A 19,959-nucleotide genomic window follows, 5' to 3' on the forward strand; every position below is an offset into this window, starting at 1 on the left:
TGGGTGCTTTTTTATTAAAAGTTTTCTGATAGTGTTTTGTATATTCCATACCTTCTCTTTGCATCTTTTTCTGATTCACTAAACATATCTTCAGCAACTTCTGGGAATACGTTAGCTAAGGAAGTGTATCTTATTTCTCCTCTTATGAAATCTTGGTAAGATCCTTCTGGTTCCTTAGACTCAAGTATAAATGCTTTCTTTCCTTCTTCTTTAAGCTGAGGATTGTATCTATATAAATGCCAATATCCAGATTCAACTGCTTTTTTCATTTCCATCATACTAGTTCCCATTCCTGATTTGATTCCGTGGCTAATACATGGAGCATATGCTATTATTAATGAAGGTCCTTTATAAGCCTCTGCTTCTCTTATTACTTTAAGGGTTTGAGTCATATTAGATCCCATTGCTATTTGGGCAACATACACATAGCCATAGCTCATAGCCATAAGTCCTAGGTCTTTCTTTCTTATTCTCTTTCCTGCCGCTGCAAATTTAGCCACAGCTGCAGTAGGTGTAGATTTAGACATTTGACCTCCTGTATTAGAATAAATTTCTGTATCAAAAACTAATAGATTTACATCCTCACCAGTAGCCAATACAGCATCTACTCCTCCAAATCCAATGTCATATGCCCAACCGTCTCCACCTATTATCCAAATAGATTTCTTAACTAAATAATCTTTTTTATCCATTATTTCTTTTAATACAGGGTCATTTGCATAATCTGTATTCTTTAATGCATTAACAACTTTTTCGGATGCAATTTTTGATTTTTCTCCATCATCTACATTTTCTAGCCACTCTCTTAAAGCTCCTCTTAGTTCATCACTAATATTTTTATTTAATGCTTCTTCAGCTAAAAGCATTAACTTTTCTCTTATTTGCTTAACACCTAGATACATTCCATATCCATATTCAGCATTATCTTCAAACAAGGAGTTCGCCCACGCTGGACCATGACCTTTTTCGTTTGTTGTATATGCCGTGGATGGTGCACTTGCTGTCCAAATAGATGAACAACCTGTAGCATTAGCAATTATCATTCTATCTCCAAATAGTTGAGTAACAAGTCTAGCATATGGAGTTTCTCCACAACCTGGACATGCTCCATTAAACTCTAAAAGTGGTTTATTATATTGACTTCCCTTAACAGTTCCTGGATCTTGAATATTGTGTTTTTCAGATAAGGTAACTGCAAAATCCCAGTTATCTGCTTCCATTTCAATTTCTTGTTCCGCTGGCTTCATAATCAAGGCTTTACCCGGAGCTGGGCAAATATCTGCGCAGTTTCCGCAACCAGTACAATCTAGTGGAGCTATCTGAATTCTATACCCATAACTTTCAAGTCCTTTTCCTACTGCCTTTTTAGTTTTAAATGTATCTGGAGCCTTAGCTTTTTCCTCATCATTTAATAAGAATGGTCTCACTGTAGCATGAGGACATATATATGAGCATTGATTACATTGAATACATTTGTCAATCTGCCACTCAGGAATATATACTGCAATTCCTCTCTTCTCATAAGCTGTTGTTCCTAGTGGGAAAGAACCATCCTCTATTCCATTGAAAGCACTTACAGGTAATTCGTCCCCTTCCATTCTAGCAACAGGAATTTGAATGTTTTTAACGAAATCTGGTACGCCCTTTATAACATCCTTTTCTACCTTAACACTACTCCAACTCTGAGGAATGCTTACTTTATGAAGCTCTTCTACGCCCTTATCTACAGCTGATTTATTCATTTGAACAATTTTTTCACCTTTTTTACCGTAGGTTTTCTCTATAGAATCTTTAAGATATTTTACTGCATCTTCTATTGGAATAACCTTTGCTAGTTTAAAGAAAGCTGCTTGCATTATCATATTTATTCTTCCGCCAAGCCCTATGCTTCCTGCTATTCCAACGGCATCAATAGTGTAAAAGTCAATATTATTGTCCGCTATATACTTTTTAACGTAATCTGGTAATTTTTCTCCTAATTCTTCTTCATTCCATGGACAATTCAGAACAAAAGTACCACCTTTTTTAAGTCCTTGTAATAAATCGTAATTATATAAGAAGGACCTATTATGACAAGCAATATAATCTGAATTATAAACTAAATATGGTGATTTTATTGGCTTCTTACCAAATCTTAAGTGAGAGACAGTTGTACCTCCAGATTTTTTACTATCATATGAGAAATATGCCTGGGCATATAAGTTTGTCTTATCTCCTATAATTTTTACTGCTGTCTTATTTGCTCCTACAGTTCCGTCAGAACCTAAACCATAGAACTTACAACTTATTGTTCCTTCCGGAGTAGTATCTATAATCCCTTTTGAAGGTAGTGACGTATGGGTTACGTCGTCATTTATTCCAATGGTAAAATTATTCTTTGGATTATTTTCCTTCAAGTTATCGAATACAGCTATCATTTGGGATGGAGTTGTATCTTTGGAACCGAGTCCATATCTTCCACCTACTATTACTGGTTTTTTATCATTTTTATAAAATATATTTGATATATCTAAATATAAAGGCTCTGCTACTGATCCTGGTTCTTTTGTTCTGTCTAAAACTGCTATTTTCTCTACTGTTTTAGGCAATACCTTTAAAAAATATTGCTCACAGAAAGGTCTATATAGTCTAACTTTTATAAAACCAACCTTTTCTCCTCTTGCCATAAGATAATCTATAGTTTCTTCTAAAGTGTCGCATACTGAACCCATAGCAACTATTATATGCTTTGCATCTTCTGCACCATAGTAGTCAAATGGATGATATTCTCTTCCTGTAATATTTTTAATCATTCCCATATAGTCATTAACTATATCAGGAACTGCTTGGTAAAATTTATTGGAAGCTTCTCTTCCTTGGAAGTATATGTCTGGATTTTGTGCTGTTCCTCTAATCACTGGGTGTTCAGGATTTAAAGCTCTTTTCCTAAATTCATCTATAGCGTCATAGTCTACAATTTTAGCCACATCTTCATAATTTATAAGTTCTACCTTTTGATATTCATGGGAAGTTCTAAATCCGTCAAAAAAATGTAGGAATGGAACTCTAGATTTTATTGCTGCTAAGTGAGATACAAAACCTAAATCCATTGCTTCTTGTACGTTAGAAGACGCAAGTAATGCAAATCCTGTTTGTCTACAAGCCATTACGTCTTGGTGATCTCCAAATATAGATAGTGCATGAGCTGCAAGAGCACGAGCACTAACGTGAAATACTGCTGGAAGTAATTCTCCTGCCATTTTATACATATTAGGTATCATAAGAAGTAAACCTTGGGATGCTGTATATGTTGTAGTGAGTGCTCCGGTTGCTAAAGAACCATGTACTGCCCCTGCCGCACCAGCTTCTGACTGCATCTCGGCAACCTTCACCCTTTGACCAAATATATTTGTTTTTCCGTGGGCAGACCATTCGTCAACTCCTTCAGCCATAGGGGTTGATGGTGTTATTGGATAAATAGCGGCAACTTCAGTGAAGGCATAGGAAGCATATGCCGCAGCCTGGTTCCCATCCATTGTTTTTGTAACTTTTGTCATGATTTAATCTCCTCCTATTTTTATATGTTAAAGAACATCTATGTCTTTTCTGTCATTAACGCTATCATTAATTGCTTTTCTTTCTAAGGTTTGAGAAAACTCATTTACACTGTGTTGTCCCTGAGTTTTCACACCCTTTTTAATATAATCTTTTCTATTTTCATCTTTTACTTCATCTCTACTTTTCATATTTCATCCTCCTAATTTATAATTATTATGAATTTATAATTCCCTTATAAATAATTATCTATCCTCAAAAAAATTATTTTTCAAAAAATAGAAAAGGGATTTGATATTTTCTATCAAATCCCTATATATTTTAATCAAGATATCGCTATTATTTGATTAGTGTTAAAAAACACTATAGCTCCTGCTGGTATACCGTCATATCCTACAGTTAATTTCAAAACTAGAATATTTCCTTCCCTAGATGCTTCTACAATTTCTCCTACAGCTATAGGAAAAGTAGCACTAGTTGTAACTACAGTAACTGTTACTCCATCGAACAAATAAGCAATCTTATTTAAATCCATAAAGTTCACCTCCTTGCTTGCATAAGTACATCATTTTCTAACCTTTTGTTGTTACTTATAGAGGGAACTCTAATAATACTATATGAATAATTTAAAAATTAGTGATTAAGAATTTATTCCTTTTAAGCTTCTTTTGGTTCATACCCAAACATGTCCTCCACATCTAGTCCTCTTTTTAAGTATATTATACCTGTAATGGAGGCTATAATATCTGAAATAGGGTAAGCAATCCAAGCACCAATCGCACCAAACATCTGAATTAACACGAATAGCAGAGGTATGAATATAACAATTTGTCTATAAATAGATAACATAAAAGACGCTTTTGCTTCTCCCATAGCTTGATAAAAATAAATTGTTACATAATACACACTTACACATGGAAAAACCAATATTACTATTCTAAATATCCTAGCTGCATCAAATAAAATATTATTTTCGCCTACAAATAAGCTAATTATATCTTTTGCAAATATAAACATTCCTAGCCAACATACAACAGAAGAAATTATAGCAACTTTCAAAGTACTCATGACTACTTCCTTAACTTTATCATAATCATCTCTTCCAAAGTTAAAGGCTGCTATAGGCTGCATGGAAGAACTTATTCCAATTAATGTTATAAATAAAAACATTGAAATTCTTGTTACCAAACCGAAGATTATAACAGACTCTTCTCCTCCATAGCTTAATAAAAGATTATTTAATATGAAAGCTACCAAGGCATCTGAGATTTCTATTATAAATGTAGAAAATCCAACACTAACTATGGATGTTACTACTGCTTTTTCAAATGAAAATTGAAATTTTAAATTAAATCTTTTTCTTACCTTATTAAAGAAATAATAGGCATATATAAAAGACGCAATCTGGGATATTACTGTAGCAATAGCTGCTCCCCTTACCCCTAAATTAAAGTTTATTACCAATATATAATCTAAAACTATATTGCAAATTGCCCCTAGGGAAACTGCCTTTAAGTTAATTTTCGTATCTCCTAGTGCAGTCATAATATGACAGTATACCACTGTTAAACATTGAAATATTCCCCCAAATATAACTATGGAAATATAATCTTTTGCATAGGGGAATATTCCTCGACTGGCACCTAAATTTAAAATTATCCTCTCTCTAAATATAAATATTAATAGCGTAAGACCCAAAATTATGGATATGGTTAAAGTGATTGAATTTGCTATGGTCTTCTTCATTTCCTCTTCATTATTTTCTCCTAAGTATCTCGCAACAGCGGTGTTAACTCCCACTGCAATCATTAGCCCTAAAGCTATTATCAACCTTTGTATAGGGAAAGCTACTGTTAATCCTCCAACAGCCATAGCGCCAATAGATCTTCCTACATAAAGGGTGTCCACCATGTTATATAATTCATTTACTAAAAGAGATATAATACATGGCACTGCAAATTTCAACAACAATTTATTAGTACTTTTTTCATAAAAAATATTACTACTATCTTTCATAATAATCCTCCTCAATTTAAATTAATATACTATGCTTCAAAAGCCATACTTTCACTTTTGCTCTCACCTGCTTTCTTATTACTCTAATTATAAGTATACACATTTTTTGTAAAAGCTTCATTCATCATTGTTCCCACTATAATGTATAACTCATGGTATTTCATTATAGTAGTTTTTACCCCAAATATAAAAAAAGCACCTTAGATTAAGTGCTTTTGTACTTTTTGCAGTATTATTAATGTAGCTCCATAGCCCTCAACCTCTGTAATTATATTGAATATAGGGCTTTTTCTGCTATATGATAGAGTGATATAGGGATTACTTATTTTCTTAAAAAGTACTATTTCCTCGTCTTTTAAGCTTTTAGGGCTCCCCATGTTGACCCAATTATTATATATTGAACCCTTTTTTTCATTAATTTCGTACTTTATTACTCTATAATCTCCAGGCAGACCTTCAAAATTTATAGAATATTTACTTTCAATAGTACTTTTGTCCTTTTTGGAGGTGTACAGTATATTATCTATCTTATCTTCTTTTATTTTATCTTCAAGGGTATAAAGAAGTATTTGTATGTCTTCATCTTTTTCAGTTATAATGTACCCCTCTCCCTTAGATAAAATATTATTCCCTAGCTTAGATAATAAATAATAGGCATAATAAGAAGGCTTTTTTATACCCTGAATATTTACAATACTACTGCCCCCAAAAAACACTTCATTATTTATCAATTCATCCTCTTTAAATTCATCAATTACCCTTAAGTTGGATTTAGTTTTCCCTTTATTTAAATATCCATATATTAAATAAGGCAGCATCATTGGACTATCATAAATTTTATTATAATTAGGATTAATTATTTTCTCTTCTAAAACTTCTAAACCATAGTCCATTAAATATTTTCTCAGTATATCCTTTTTTTCTTCCTCTAGGTCTTTATCTATATAAAATCTCCATTTTTCCATTTCATAGCTACCATAGCTATCCTCAAAATAATCTAGAAAGGAATAAAAACCTAAAGAATAATCTTCTATATATATAGCAGGCTTTATGTCTAAGTCTAATAAAAACTGAATGACCTCTCTTATTTCTCTCCAGTAGTAGAATTCCTTATTTTTCACAGGTATAACTTCTGTTAATAAAATATGAGAAAAATTAATATCCTTTTTCATTTCTATTATTATATTTTTATTATTTTCATTAAACAATTTATCTACATTTCCTAGAATAAATAAGTCTTCCCAATATCTATTAAGAATTTCCTCCGATGATAAAGATACATCAATTCTATTTATTTTTCCTTCATAATTAAATCTACTATAATCTTGAAGATAGTAGGAAACTTCCTCCAAAGCTTCTTTTATGGGAAAATTAGTGAACTTTTTCATCTTTAAAAATTTTTCTTCATCTACATAATACTTTTTCCTATATTGCATAGGAGTGCACTTATAGTGCTTCTTAAAGTGTTTATTAAAATATCTAGTATGAGAAAAGCCCAGTTCCTCGGATATTTCTGATATAGTTTTTTCGGTATCTAACAAAAGCTTTATGGCTTCTTCAACTCTAGTTAAGTTAACGAAGTCATTAAAACTATAACCTACCGTAGTTTTCATACTGGTGGAAAGATAATGGGAACTTAAATACTCCCTTCTAGCTATATCTTGAAGGCTTATTTTATTGTTGTAATTTGAATAAATATATTTGATTACTCTGTCATAACGTTCAAATTGTTCTTCATTTTCTTTTAATCCCTCTTCATCATAGATTAAATAATGAAAATTATTTATTAAATGATAAAGTAAATCCACCAACGTATCTTCAATTACATCTTCAAAGTCTTCACCCTTTTGCGCCATTTCACAAAGAAGTATACTTAAGTAATTTCTTAGTTCCTCATATTTGCTATGCTTTTGAGCATCTTTAACGGAGGACTCAGTATAAAAAAACATATTATCTATATTATAGTATTTATTAAAGAAGGTAGTATCGATTTGAAACAGTAATATTTTATTTTCCGTATCTAAGCCTTTAAGACTATGTGCTTCATCAAAGTTTATAATTTCTAATTCTTCTGCACCTATTACATGAGTTTCAGTCTCAATATTTATTTTAACTCTACCTTTTAAACAATAAATTATTTCCATACAATCGTGCCAATGGATTGGATATTCATTAATATCCATATAAATCAAATTTATAGGTAGACCGGATGCAAAATCTACATATTCCCTTCTCATACTCCACTCCCTCTCCTTTTTAATATTTCCATCTATAATGTCCATCAACCTTTAAATTTTTATAGTTGTATAAAGTTTCCCTAGCATGAGGATAGTAATTGTGAATAATATATGGTACTCCATTTCTATCTCTTTTATCGGAAACTATAACCACATGCTCACTAGGTTTATACATGATTATTATATCTCCAGGTTGCCACTGTTTTAAATTTTCTATATCTCCTGGTATTATTTCTGTAGTCAAGCTTTCTGCATTATTTTTTAAAAACACATCTTGATTGGGTACTCTTCTAAAATCTATATTGGGCTCTGGTTTACCCTGTACTCTCCAATAAAGCTCCAAATTTTTCTTAATATCTTCATCTATTAAATCTTTAAGATTTACATTTATTCCATTAAATGCTCTCCATATTACATCGGTACATACCCCTTGGGTATCTGGCGGATATCCTCCATTATAATATGCATCTACATATTTTGTTTTATTTAAAACTTCAAGTCTAGCGCTTTCTACTAGGTCTAAAGGATCTGGTATTCCATTTTTATTCTTATCAACTTTCGAATGGGTTTCAGGAACAATAACTCTTTTTTTTAACATTTGTTCCATTTTAATAACTAATTTTTGAAAGTCGTAGTCTACACTTTTAAAAATTATTATTCCTAGCAATATAAAAAGTATTAATGCAAACAAAAATGCTCCTTTTTTCTTCTTCTTCATTTCAAACACCCTAATTCAATTGTTTACAAGTCAATAAGAGTTTATCAATATAAGTCTTTATAGCAGCTAAAATAGGCACTCCAAGTATCATTCCAATAGTACCGTATAGCCCTCCTCCTAAAGTTACTGCAAAAATTACCGCAAAGGGCTTCAATCCTACTTTGTCTCCTATAAGCTTGGGATCTAAATACCATGCATCAAATTGCTGAAGAAGGAATAAGAACACTAAAACAATTATAGCTTTTATTGGACTAAAGAAAATATTTATTGTAAATGCTACTATCATACCAATAAACGGTCCAAAATAAGGTATCATATTAGTTATTCCTACTATTAAAGCTATTAGCAAGGAGTACGGAGATTTTATGACTACTAGTCCAATGAAAGCCATTACACCTATTATTGTAGAATCAATTGCTTTAGTGCCTATATATACTCCTATCATATCATGTAAATTCCATAAGAACTCTAAAACTCCATCTGCACTCTTCTTTCTTAGTAATATATATACAAGTTTTTTCCCTAATTCCATTAAATTTTCCTTATCCATTAAAATATAAATGGATATAATGAAACCAAATAGCCATTTAACAAAAGAATTAGTAAATGATACTGTCTTTAGTAAGAATGTATTTAATACAGCTGCTAAAAAACTACTTACTTTAGAAACTATAAAGTCAGGCTTTAATTCCATATCCCCAGTAGATAATAATATACTTTTAATTCTTTCATCTGCCAATAATGTATTAAAATAATTTTGTGATATTTTTGTAAACTCAGGTATATTTTTAATTATATCCATTATACTCGTTACTATCTTAGGCATTAAATAAGCAGAAAACACCGTAAAAATGGCAACTATTAATATATAAGTAGTCAATATACTTTTACCTCTATTAAATTTAAATCTATCTTCAAAAAATTTCATTATTGGATTTAATATATATGCAATAATAAAGGCATATATAAATGGAGAAACTATACTAAAAATTTTCTTTACCCAGTGAAAAAACAATTCATAGTTATCTATGATTTTGATAGTTACCATTATTGTTATAACTATTTTTATTATGTCTAAGTATTTTATTTTGTCTTCTTTAAATAACTGCACTTATAATCCCCCTTGTGATAATTATATATTTCATAAATTATAACATTAATTACCACTGCAAACTATTAATTATTTATTAAGTTTAAAAATATCATAAATGATTTTTTCATAAATATTAGGTACCACTGAAAAAGAGTACGATATATTAACTCTCTCCGAATATTTATGAAAATCCTTGCCAAGTCCACCAAATACTACAGATGGAATATTCAACTGAGATAATTCCATAACTGGCATGTGGTAACATTTATTTATTCCAATGATATTGGAAACTATAGAATTTAAACCATCTAAATCTTCTACTCCAGTATAGCTCATATCGCATAATCCCATATAATAATGATCTAACTCTATGTCAGTTCCAAACTCTTCTCTTGAAAACTTAATTCCATCTCCAATGATTTTTAACAAAATTTCATCTTCTTTTCTAGATAAATTTAGATGTTTATTAGGATAATAAGGTGGAGCAAATCCAATGATTATGCAAGGACCCTTATTGCTATATTGAAGATAAGTTTCTTTCATTATATTAATAGCTATAGTTTGTAAATCTTTCTTTTCCTGTCTCCAAATTTCAATTTTTTCTTCAATAAATTTTTCAAATTTCTCTCCCTTTTCCTTTAAAACCTCTTCATATATTTCACTAAAATTTAATACTTTAGCTTCCATCTTCTCTCTAACATTATTGCTTTTTGAAACCACATTATATTTTTCAACATTTTTTTCAACAATATTGACTGCATTATTAAAAGCTTCGTAAGCTATTTTCTCTAATTTTTCCATGAGCTTATCTACAGATAAATTAAGCGTCAATATATTATAATAGGAAGCTGCCATTAAAGGCGTTTGTACTGAATATAAATCCTTTAAATCTGTAGATTTCAAACAAATCGGTGGTGGTGTTACATTTCCCCTATCTTCATCACAAAAATCCGGGTTTAATTCAAGCAATCTGTTTAATTCAGAGGACAAAAGATTCGGATTAAGCCCTGTATGAGATTCATATACATGAGTTTCTTTGCCTACAAATAAAAATAAGGGCATTACCTTGCCTGATGTTCCTAAATATATTCTTTTTTTCTCGTCACCTATTTCTTTTGGAATACAACACTCTGTTACAAAAAGTCCTTTATACTCTAAATTATATTCTTCTTTTAATTTTAATAAATGAGGTACAGCAGCTATCATTCCTTCAGAATTACTTTCTTCTCCTGGTACTGCTAAAAACAATATATTTCCTTGGAAATCATCTCTAATTGATAACTCTCTTAATAATTCTATTCCTAAAGAAATACCAAACTTCATATCAGCAGTTCCTCTACCAAAAATCCAATCTCCTGATTCTAAGTCCTCCATAGCTTCTTTATTTAAAGATAATTCTTTAATTCTTTCCATTAATTCTATAGGCTTAAAAGCTAAGTCCCTTAAATGTCCAAAATCCTCTACATCAACCACATCTAAATGCCCTGTAATTACTATTGTATTATTGCTAGGTTCTGAGCTACAAAACAAAGCACTGACAAAATGCCTTTTTAGCGGATCTCCAGTTACGTCTAGTATTTGAAGTTTGTCCTTATTTTCTTTAAAGTAATCTATTTCACTTATAATTTCATGTATTCTATTTGCAGTTAAGTTTTCATCCTCTGTCCCTGCAATACCTTGCATTTCAACTAGTTTCAAAAGTGTATCCATTATTTTGTCTTTAATGTTCATTTATCTGCCCCCAGTCTAAAAATTTTATATTTATTTTTTTACCATAAACATTGTATATCCTAAAGAGCAGCTTGTCTATTAGTATTTTCTTCAAAGAAGAAATAGCAAATAATAAAGAACAGATAAGGATGAAATTCTATAGGAATTTTATCCTTATCTGTTCTCTGGTCTTTGTTATCTATTATTTAAAGAAGGAATGTTTACATCGCTTCTTCAAGCATTTTATCTATTTCTTCCGCTGGTACTGGTCTACTAAACAAATATCCTTGACCAATATCACAACCATACTCTTTTAATAGTCGTAGTTCTTCCTCTGTTTCTATACCTTCCGCTACTACTTCTAAACTAAGAGCTTGTCCTAAATTTATTACAGACTTAACAATTTCTTCTTTTTCAGGATTTTTCCCTATGTCTTGAATAAATTCTCTATCTATTTTAAGAATGTCTATGGGTAGGGCTTTTAAATAGGTTAAGGAGGAATATCCCGTACCGAAATCATCGAGAGCTATTTGAATTCCTTTAGTTCTTAATTTTTTAAGAGTTTCTATAGCTATATTCATATCTCCCATAACAGCGGTTTCAGTAATTTCAAATGTAATACTTTCCTGATTAACATTAAAATTATCTAGCAAATCATCAATTTCCCAAGATAGGTTACCTTTTTTAAACTTTGAGCTGGACAGATTTATTGACACCTTTAAATCTTTATATCCTTTTTCTTCCCAATTCTTTTTTTGGTGTAAAGCAGTTTTTAATACCCATTCGCCTATTTCATTAATTAAACCAGTTTCTTCTGAAAAAGGTATAAATTCCGTAGGCGAAATAAAGCCTTTTTCTGGATGTATCCATCTTATCAAAGCTTCTACTCCTATAATTTTTCCAGATTTTAAATTTATCAAAGGTTGATAGAACAAAGCAAATTCTTCATTATTTATAGCTTTTCTAAGTTGATTTACTAAGTTTAAATAATTATAGGATTTTTCTCTCATCTTATCTTCATAGAAATTATATGCATTTTTACCCTTTTCCTTAGTATAAAACATAGCAGTATCTGAATTTTTCAGTAAGGTTAAAAAATTTTTTCCGTGTTCAGGATACATAGCAATTCCCATACTTATAGATATAAAAAATTCATTTTCATCATTTACCCAAGGCACTCTAATATCTTTAAGTACTTCTTCTAGCTTAAAAACTACTTCTTCTCTATCGTCTATGTCTTCTAATACAATAACAAATTCATCTCCACTTAACCTTCCTATTAAATTTGGGGTTTTAAAGTGGTTTTTCATTATATCTGATATATATTTTAATAATATGTCTCCTGTAAAATGACCTAAAGTGTCGTTTACATGCTTAAAATTATCTATATCTAGGTATATAAATGCAAACCTATAATTTTCATCCTTTTCTCTTTGCGTTATTAAATTTTCAACCTTTACTTCAATCATATCTCTATTTAGCAGCCCAGTTAAAGAATCATAGTAAGCTAATTTATGAAGCTTTTTCTCTAAATTTTTTCTTTCTGTTATATCTGTACCAACAGATATAATTTCTGTAATATTTCCTTCATTATTAATTATGGAACTACTATTCCATAAAACATCAACAATTTTGCCGCTTTTGCTGATGAGCTGACTTTCATGGTTTAATGGCATCTCTCCATTAATTATCTTTCTATAAATAGATTTCATATAAACTCTATTTTCTTTTGGCACTAAAGTATCTAACCAACTATTGTTATACACCTCCATAGATGAATACCCCAAACGTTTTTCTGCGAAGGAGTTAATTCTTTTAATCTTTCCATTCTTATCCCAAATGGCAATAATTACCGAAACATTATTCATAATATTTTCTGATAAAGCCCTTTCTCTTCTTAAATATTCTTCAATATTTAATTGCTCTGTTATATCCGTATGAGAACCAGCAAATCTAAACACATTGCCCTCACCATCTAATAAGGCTTTACCATGGCTTAATATCCACCTATAAGTACCATTTTTAGTACGAACTCTATATGTATTTTTATAAGTTTCTAATGGCTTTTTTAAATAGTCGTTTAATATTTTAATTGCCACTTCTTTGTCATCTGGATGAATTAGACTTTGCCATACTTCTATTTTATTTTCAAGTTCCCCTTCTATATATCCAAAAGATTCTTTTAAATTTAAAGAGAAAAAGTATTTCCCTTTAGGTATATCCCAATCCCAAATACCATCATTGGCTCCTTCTACAGCAAGTTCATAACGCTGTTCGCTTCTTATCAAATCATTTTTACTTTTTTGAAGTTCATTAAATTGCTCTCTTAATTCTTCCTCTATAGCAGTTAATTGTTCATAGGAGGCACTAAGTTCCTCGTAAACCCTTATGGTTTTTTCCATTTGCTTTTTAATAATGTGAATTTTATTTTGTATTAATATATAAATTATTACTGAAGATAATAGTACGAATATAAATCCTTTATAAGTTTGCATAGCTTTATATAGCTTCAAATCACTGCTAAATATATCTAGAATTGAATCTGAAAAAACTATCCATAAAAAACCTACCAAGCTATAAACAACTGAAATCCTTAAAGCTTCAATTCTTGGATTCATTTTTTCACTATTACAAATATCTTTATTTCCCTCCTTGTTCATGTTTGCAAATTTAAACATTTTTCTCCCTACCTTTTGTTTTTATTCCATTATTCTTTCTTATTATATTAATTTTATCATCTTTTTCCATATTATTAAAGTATATCTAAATTTTATTTTAAATTTTATTTCCAATTTGATATTATATCCTCGGTAGATTCTATATTGCTTCTATGATACAATGAATATGTTTTTAAAAATTCTGTTGATTATGCTAGAAAAGGATGATGATAATTGAATAAAAAAATTGTAAAAGAGGTGCTTTCTGTAGCGCTGCCTGCAGTAGCAGAAATGTTTCTCTATATGATGATTTGGCTCTTTGATACGATGATGGTAGGAAATTATGGTGGACAAGTTGCCGTAAGTACTGTAGGATTATGTTCTGAAATAATGACAGGAGTTGTAAACATATTCATTCTCCTAGGTGTTTGTGTTGGTGCCATATCCCTAGTTTCAAGAACTTTAGGGGCAAATAAATTTGATTTAGCAGAAGAATATGCCACTCTTTCTCTTATGATAGGAATTATACTTTCCTTAATAGTATCTAGTTCTGCTTTTATATTTGCACCCAAAATTTTATTCTATGGTGGTGCTAAAGGTGAGGTTCTAAGATTAGGAATAGTATATTTGAGAATAACCTCCGTCGGCTTATTTTTTAATATGATTATGAGCGTGCTTAACTCAATACTAAGAGGAACTAAAAATACAAAAACCCCATTAATTGCCGCTATAATTATTAATATTATAAATATATTTTTAGATTGGGCTATGATATTTGGTAAGGCTGGCTTTCCTGAGATGGGTATTAAAGGAGCTGCAATTGCAACTGCATTTTCCCATATAGTAGGTTTTATATTTATTTCTATCTATACTTTCAAATATTCAAAAATAAAACCTCGATTAAAATACATAAAAAGTCTTTCATTATCTAGAATTAAAAATCTTGTTAAACTAATTATTCCCTCTTCACTCCAAGAAGCCGCTTACAGCATAGCTAGAATACTTGGAATTTCTATGATGATGAGGCTTGGTGAAGCTGCATTTGCGGCAAATCAAATTGCTACTATTATTGAAAATGTTTCATATCTACCCGGGACAGGATTTGGTGTAGCTTGCACTGCATTGGTTGGTCATAAGGTGGGAGAGAAAAATTTTAAGGAAGCTAAAGAATATGCTAATACCTGTGCATTACTAGGACTTATTTTTATGGGATTTTGCTCTGCCATGTTTTTGATTTTTCCAAAACTAATAGTTTCATTGTTTGTGGGCAATAATGAATCAGAGGTTATAAGACTAGGTATACTTTGCTTAATGGTGGGTGCTATAGAGCAGCCTACAATGTCTCTATATCTAGTTTACGGAGGAGCTTTAAAAGGATCTGGGGATACTAAAACTCCCTTCTATATTTCCCTGCTTGCTGCATGGATGATTAGAGTGCCCCTAATGCTGTACTTTATAGGCTACTTAAAATCACCGGTATATTACAACTGGTGGATTTCAGGAGCTCAATGGGCTTTCCAAGGAATATTTATGTACTTGCTTTTTAAAAGGAGATTTAAAAAATTACAAAGGGATGTTTGTGAGCAAGCTGCTTAATGATAAAATTCCTCTTGAATTTCTATAATAGAATTTCAAGAGGAATTTTTTATTCTATGGTTGTTGTTTCTTTAGGAAGGTTTGCACTCCATCCTTAACTTCTAATATGGTAATAGATTTTACTGGGTTGTGATTGCTATCTATTGAGAAGGAACCAGTAATTCCTTTAAAGTCTTTAGTGGCAGCTAAAGCATCTTTTAATTTTTCTCTATCAGGAGCACCCGCTCTATTTAATGCATCTACAAGGAAATATGCAAGATCGTATCCTAAAGCATTAAATGCATCTGGCTCTTTGTTAAGCGCTTTTTTATAGGTATCTATAAATTTCACTACCTCAGGAGTATTATCTTTTGAAGAATAGTGATTAGTATAATAAATTTTATTTAAGGCATCTTTTCCTGCAAGTTCAAGTAGTTTCGGAGAGTCATAGCCGTCTCCTCCTAAAATTGGAACGTTTATTCCTAATTCCCTTGCTTGTTTAATGATTAAACCTACTTCTTCATAGTACCCTGGTAAATAAATTGCTTCAGGGTTAACATTTTTAATATTTGTTAAAACTGCTTTAAAATCCTTGTCTTTTGCTTGGTAGGCCTGCTCAGTTAAAATTTTTCCACCTAAACTTGTATAGGTTTCTTTAAAGCTCTTTGTCATACCTTTGCTATAATCACTGGTTGTATCCATTAATACTGCAGCATTCATAAGTTTAAGATCCTCTGCTGCAAAGTTTGCAAGTATTACTCCTTGGAAAGAATCGCTAAAGCAAGTTTTAAAAATATACTCTCTTACCTTTCCATTGCTGTCTACAGTAACATCGTCTGCTGTGGATGATGCTGAAATTACTGGAACCTTGTTTTGAATAGCTATGGGTGCTGCAGCTTTCATGGGTCCCGATGTTGCAGGTCCTAGTATTGCCACCACCTTGTCCCTTGTGGCAAGCTTAGATGCAACGCTTGCAGCTTCTGCTGTATCTGATTTATTATCTACTTTAATGAGTTCAATTTGTTTACCTAAAACCCCACCTGCATCATTAATTTCTTTAAAGGCAAGCTCCAAACCGCTAACAACACCTTGTCCATAGGTAGCAACTTCGTTTGAAAGTTCATAGTTTAATCCAATCTTTATTGTATTTCCTTCATTCCCATTTGTTTTCTTTGCACCGCATCCTGTAAATATTGATGCCGTCATTAACATTGCTATAAATATTGATAATTTCTTTTTCATAATTATTCTCCCTTCTTATTTTCCTTATTTTTTAATTAATATACTACACTACCATCATCATCCATATTACTGACTAGCCCCAACAAAATCGCCCCCTTTTGTATTTTTGTATAAAAAAAGCCCCTATACATAGATATACTACGTATAGAGGCGTATTTCGCTGTACCACTCTAATTCGTTACTATTTTTCAACAGTAACCTCAATAGGTTCAAACAAACCGTGCACTGTAACCTGTGCTAAAGGGTGATAACCTACTACTACTTCGGCTATACAATTCAGGAGCTACTATTACATATCCATTAATACTAGGCTCACACCATCCCTAGCTCTCTTTAACTAATTTGTGGATATTTTTCTCTCCGTCTTCATTATTTTCATATTGATTATTTGTCCCAGAACGCTGTTTATATAAAAAAACCTCTATACGTAGTTATACTACGTATAGAGGCGTATTTCGCTGTACCACTCTAATTCGTTACTATTTTTCAACAGTAACCTTAATAGGTTCTAATAAACCGTGCACTGTAACCTGTGCTAAAGGGTGATAACCTACTACTATTTCGGCTATACAATTCAGAAGCTACTATTATATATCCATTAGCACTAGGCTTCCACCATCCCTAGCTCTCTTTAACTAATTTGCAGATATTTTTCTCTCCATCATCATTGTTTTGTTATTATACTAAATAGTTTATCACACTAAAGGATAATCGTCAATGGGTTTAATAACTATTACCAAATAAAAATTGTCCTTACTTTTTTAACCACCTAAATAAGTCTTTTTGACATTTTCATTATTTAATAAATCACAACCATTACCCTCAAGCGCAATACTTCCAGTCTGTATAACATAAGCTCTATGCGCTATTGATAAAGCCATATTAGCATTTTGCTCAACTAAAAGTACTGTTGTACCAGATTTGTTTATATCTTGTATTATGGAAAATATTTCATCAACCATGATTGGTGCTAGACCCATAGAAGGTTCATCAAGTAAAATTAATTTTGGTCTAAGCATTAAAGCTCTTCCCATAGCTAGCATCTGTTGTTCCCCACCACTTAGAGTACCTGCCATTTGAGTTCTTCTTTCTTTAAGTCTTGGAAATCTTTCAAAGATTTTTTCATAATCTTCTTTAATCCCCTCTTTATCTGTTCTTATATAAGCTCCCATTTCTAAGTTTTCCATAACGGACATATTGGCGAAAACCCTTCTTCCCTCTGGAACATGAGCTATTCCCATTTTCACTATGTCTGAAGCACTAGCACCAGTTATATCTTTATCTAAATATTTAATTGCCCCCTCTTTTGCCTTAACTATGCCAGATATTGTTTTTAGCATTGACGTTTTTCCAGCCCCATTGGATCCAATCAATGTTACAACTTCCCCTTCATTTACGTGAATGGACAAATCCTTAAGCGCATGAATACCTCCATAGAATACATTAATTTTATTTAGTTCTAACATGCTGCATTCCTCCCTAGATAAGCCTCAATAACCCTTGGATTATTTCTAACAACTTCTGGCTTACCTTCGGCAATTAAGGTTCCATAATCTAAAACGGATATTTTATCACAAATATTCATTACGAGTGACATGTCATGTTCAATTAATATAATTGTAAGTTCGTAGTTCTTCTTTATCCATCTTATTAATTCCATAAGTTCTCTTGTTTCATTTGGATTCATTCCCGCTGCTGGTTCATCCAACAGTAAAAGACTAGGATTAGAAGCAAGAGCTCTTACTATTTCTAATCTTCTTTGCTCTCCATAAGGTAAGTTTTTAGCAAGCTCATCCTTCTTATGATCTAAATTGAATTTCTTTAGAAGTTCTAATGCTTCACTATAAACTCTCTTTTCTTCTTTATAGAAAGAAGGAAGTTTAAAAAAGCTAGCTAAGAGGCCATACTTAATATTTTTATGAAACCCTAAAGTTACATTTTCAATTACAGTCATATTTTTAAACAATCTTATATTTTGAAAGGTTCTCGCAATTCCATAATCCGTTATTTTATACGGTTTTAAGTTGTTTAAGTGTAAATCCTCAAAAGAAATTTTTCCACTAGTTGGAGTGTACATTCCGGTTAATAGATTAAAAAAGGTTGTTTTTCCCGCTCCATTAGGACCAATGAGTCCAACTACATCCCCCTTATCAATCATCATGTTAATATTTGATACTGCCTTTATACCCCCGAAACTCTTTGATAAATTATCAATTGTCAATACTGCCATTTGATTTTCCTCCTTTCTCAAACAATTTAATTTTACTTTTATTTTTACCTTCACTTTTACCTAAAAGACCTTGAGGTCTATATACCATGATTAAAAATAATATTACTGAGTAAATAACCATTCTAAGCTCTGGAATGTTTTGAAGAAATAAGGATATTATAGAAAGAGCAATTGCTCCCGCAACAGATCCTGCAATGCTTCCCATTCCTCCAAAAACTACTATAACTAAAATATCGATGGATCTCATAAATCCGAAGTTATTTGGCTTTATAAAATAGAAGTAGTTTGCATATAAAGCTCCAGCTATACCTGCAAAGAAAGCACCTACTACAAAGGCCAAAACCTTATACAATGTAGTGTTAATTCCCATAGCTTCTGCTGCTATTTCATCTTCTCTTATGGCTATACACGCTCTTCCTGCATAAGAGTTTATAAAATTTTTAATTAAAATAATTGTTCCTATCACTCCAAAGAAAACCCATCTCCAAGTAGTGTACTGTGGAATATCATTTAATCCACTAGCTCCTCCTACATATTCAAAATTTAATAATATTATTCTAACTATTTCACTAAAACCTAGGGTAGCTATAGCAAGATAATCCCCCTTTAATCTTAAAGTTGGTATGCCTATGACCAATCCCATTACTGCTGCCAGAAGCGCTGATACAAGGATAGAAGGTATAAAAGAATATCCCATCTTTGCTGTCATAACTGCTGATGTATAAGCTCCTACAGCCATAAAAGCCGCATGACCTAAGGAAAACTGTCCAGTAAAACCTGTTATTAAATTTAAACTTACTGCCAATATAATATTAATTCCAATTAAGACTACGTTTAACAATATATATGAATCTATAATTCCTGCACTTATTAACACTTGTAATAGTACATATAGTATAATTATCAAACCAAAACTTATAATATTTTTCTTATTAAACCAATTCAAA

The 19,959-nt window shown here is 31.3% G+C and carries 14 protein-coding genes; 1 reads left to right on the forward strand and 13 read right to left on the reverse strand.

Annotated features, from left to right (window positions below):
- Window positions 1-14: 14 nt before the first annotated feature.
- From nifJ to ABDZ69_RS09435, 9 genes are all read right to left on the reverse strand, one after another.
- Window positions 15-3,536, reverse strand: a complete 3,522-nt coding sequence (gene nifJ, locus ABDZ69_RS09395) for a pyruvate:ferredoxin (flavodoxin) oxidoreductase (RefSeq protein ID WP_343769052.1) — start codon at window positions 3,534-3,536, stop codon at window positions 15-17.
- 27 nt (window positions 3,537-3,563) lie between these two features.
- Window positions 3,564-3,725 (reverse strand): hypothetical protein, encoded by a 162-nt coding sequence (locus tag ABDZ69_RS09400; protein WP_343769053.1) that lies wholly within the window; start codon window positions 3,723-3,725, stop codon window positions 3,564-3,566.
- Window positions 3,726-3,859: 134 nt separating this feature from the next.
- The gene (locus ABDZ69_RS09405) at window positions 3,860-4,069 is read right to left on the reverse strand and encodes a hypothetical protein (protein WP_343769055.1); all 210 of its coding nucleotides are present in this window, start codon (window positions 4,067-4,069) and stop codon (window positions 3,860-3,862) included.
- A 122-nt stretch (window positions 4,070-4,191) separates the two neighbouring features.
- The gene (locus ABDZ69_RS09410; RefSeq protein WP_343769057.1) at window positions 4,192-5,550 is read right to left on the reverse strand and encodes an MATE family efflux transporter; all 1,359 of its coding nucleotides are present in this window, start codon (window positions 5,548-5,550) and stop codon (window positions 4,192-4,194) included.
- 200 nt (window positions 5,551-5,750) lie between these two features.
- Window positions 5,751-7,787, reverse strand: a complete 2,037-nt coding sequence (locus ABDZ69_RS09415; protein WP_343769059.1) for a helix-turn-helix domain-containing protein — start codon at window positions 7,785-7,787, stop codon at window positions 5,751-5,753.
- Window positions 7,788-7,806: 19 nt separating this feature from the next.
- A complete protein-coding gene (locus tag ABDZ69_RS09420; RefSeq protein ID WP_343769061.1) occupies window positions 7,807-8,505 on the reverse strand; it encodes a DUF1287 domain-containing protein in 699 nt (232 codons plus the stop codon).
- Window positions 8,506-8,515: 10 nt separating this feature from the next.
- Window positions 8,516-9,616, reverse strand: a complete 1,101-nt coding sequence (locus ABDZ69_RS09425; protein ID WP_343769062.1) for an AI-2E family transporter — start codon at window positions 9,614-9,616, stop codon at window positions 8,516-8,518.
- 69 nt (window positions 9,617-9,685) lie between these two features.
- The gene (locus ABDZ69_RS09430; RefSeq protein WP_343769064.1) at window positions 9,686-11,329 is read right to left on the reverse strand and encodes a M20/M25/M40 family metallo-hydrolase; all 1,644 of its coding nucleotides are present in this window, start codon (window positions 11,327-11,329) and stop codon (window positions 9,686-9,688) included.
- Between the two features lie 200 nt (window positions 11,330-11,529).
- Window positions 11,530-13,986 carry a sensor domain-containing protein gene (locus ABDZ69_RS09435; RefSeq protein ID WP_343769066.1) on the reverse strand — a complete coding sequence of 819 codons (2,457 nt, stop codon included), beginning with the start codon at window positions 13,984-13,986 and terminating at the stop codon, window positions 11,530-11,532.
- 213 nt (window positions 13,987-14,199) lie between these two features.
- Between ABDZ69_RS09435 and ABDZ69_RS09440 the strand changes: the two genes are divergently transcribed.
- Window positions 14,200-15,561, forward strand: a complete 1,362-nt coding sequence (locus tag ABDZ69_RS09440) for an MATE family efflux transporter (protein ID WP_343769067.1) — start codon at window positions 14,200-14,202, stop codon at window positions 15,559-15,561.
- Between the two features lie 54 nt (window positions 15,562-15,615).
- Here ABDZ69_RS09440 and ABDZ69_RS09445 read toward each other — a convergent pair whose 3' ends face one another.
- The 4 genes from ABDZ69_RS09445 to ABDZ69_RS09460 all read right to left on the reverse strand — a co-directional run bounded on the left by ABDZ69_RS09445 (window position 15,616) and on the right by ABDZ69_RS09460 (window position 19,958).
- Window positions 15,616-16,782, reverse strand: a complete 1,167-nt coding sequence (locus tag ABDZ69_RS09445; protein WP_343769069.1) for an ABC transporter substrate-binding protein — start codon at window positions 16,780-16,782, stop codon at window positions 15,616-15,618.
- 761 nt (window positions 16,783-17,543) lie between these two features.
- Window positions 17,544-18,248, reverse strand: a complete 705-nt coding sequence (locus tag ABDZ69_RS09450) for an ABC transporter ATP-binding protein (protein WP_343769071.1) — start codon at window positions 18,246-18,248, stop codon at window positions 17,544-17,546.
- Complete coding sequence (locus tag ABDZ69_RS09455) at window positions 18,242-19,012, reverse strand: ABC transporter ATP-binding protein (RefSeq protein WP_343769072.1); 771 nt, start codon at window positions 19,010-19,012, stop codon at window positions 18,242-18,244. Before ABDZ69_RS09455 ends, ABDZ69_RS09450 begins: the two co-directional genes overlap by 7 nt.
- Window positions 18,993-19,958: a branched-chain amino acid ABC transporter permease gene (locus ABDZ69_RS09460; RefSeq protein ID WP_343769073.1), complete on the reverse strand. Its 966-nt coding sequence runs from the start codon at window positions 19,956-19,958 to the stop codon at window positions 18,993-18,995. The genes ABDZ69_RS09455 and ABDZ69_RS09460 overlap by 20 nt, the downstream gene beginning before the upstream one ends.
- Window position 19,959 lies beyond the last annotated feature (1 nt).

This window comes from Clostridium malenominatum, assembly GCF_039521365.1.
In the GTDB taxonomy this organism is placed as follows: domain Bacteria; phylum Bacillota; class Clostridia; order Clostridiales; family Clostridiaceae; genus Clostridium_AW; species Clostridium_AW malenominatum.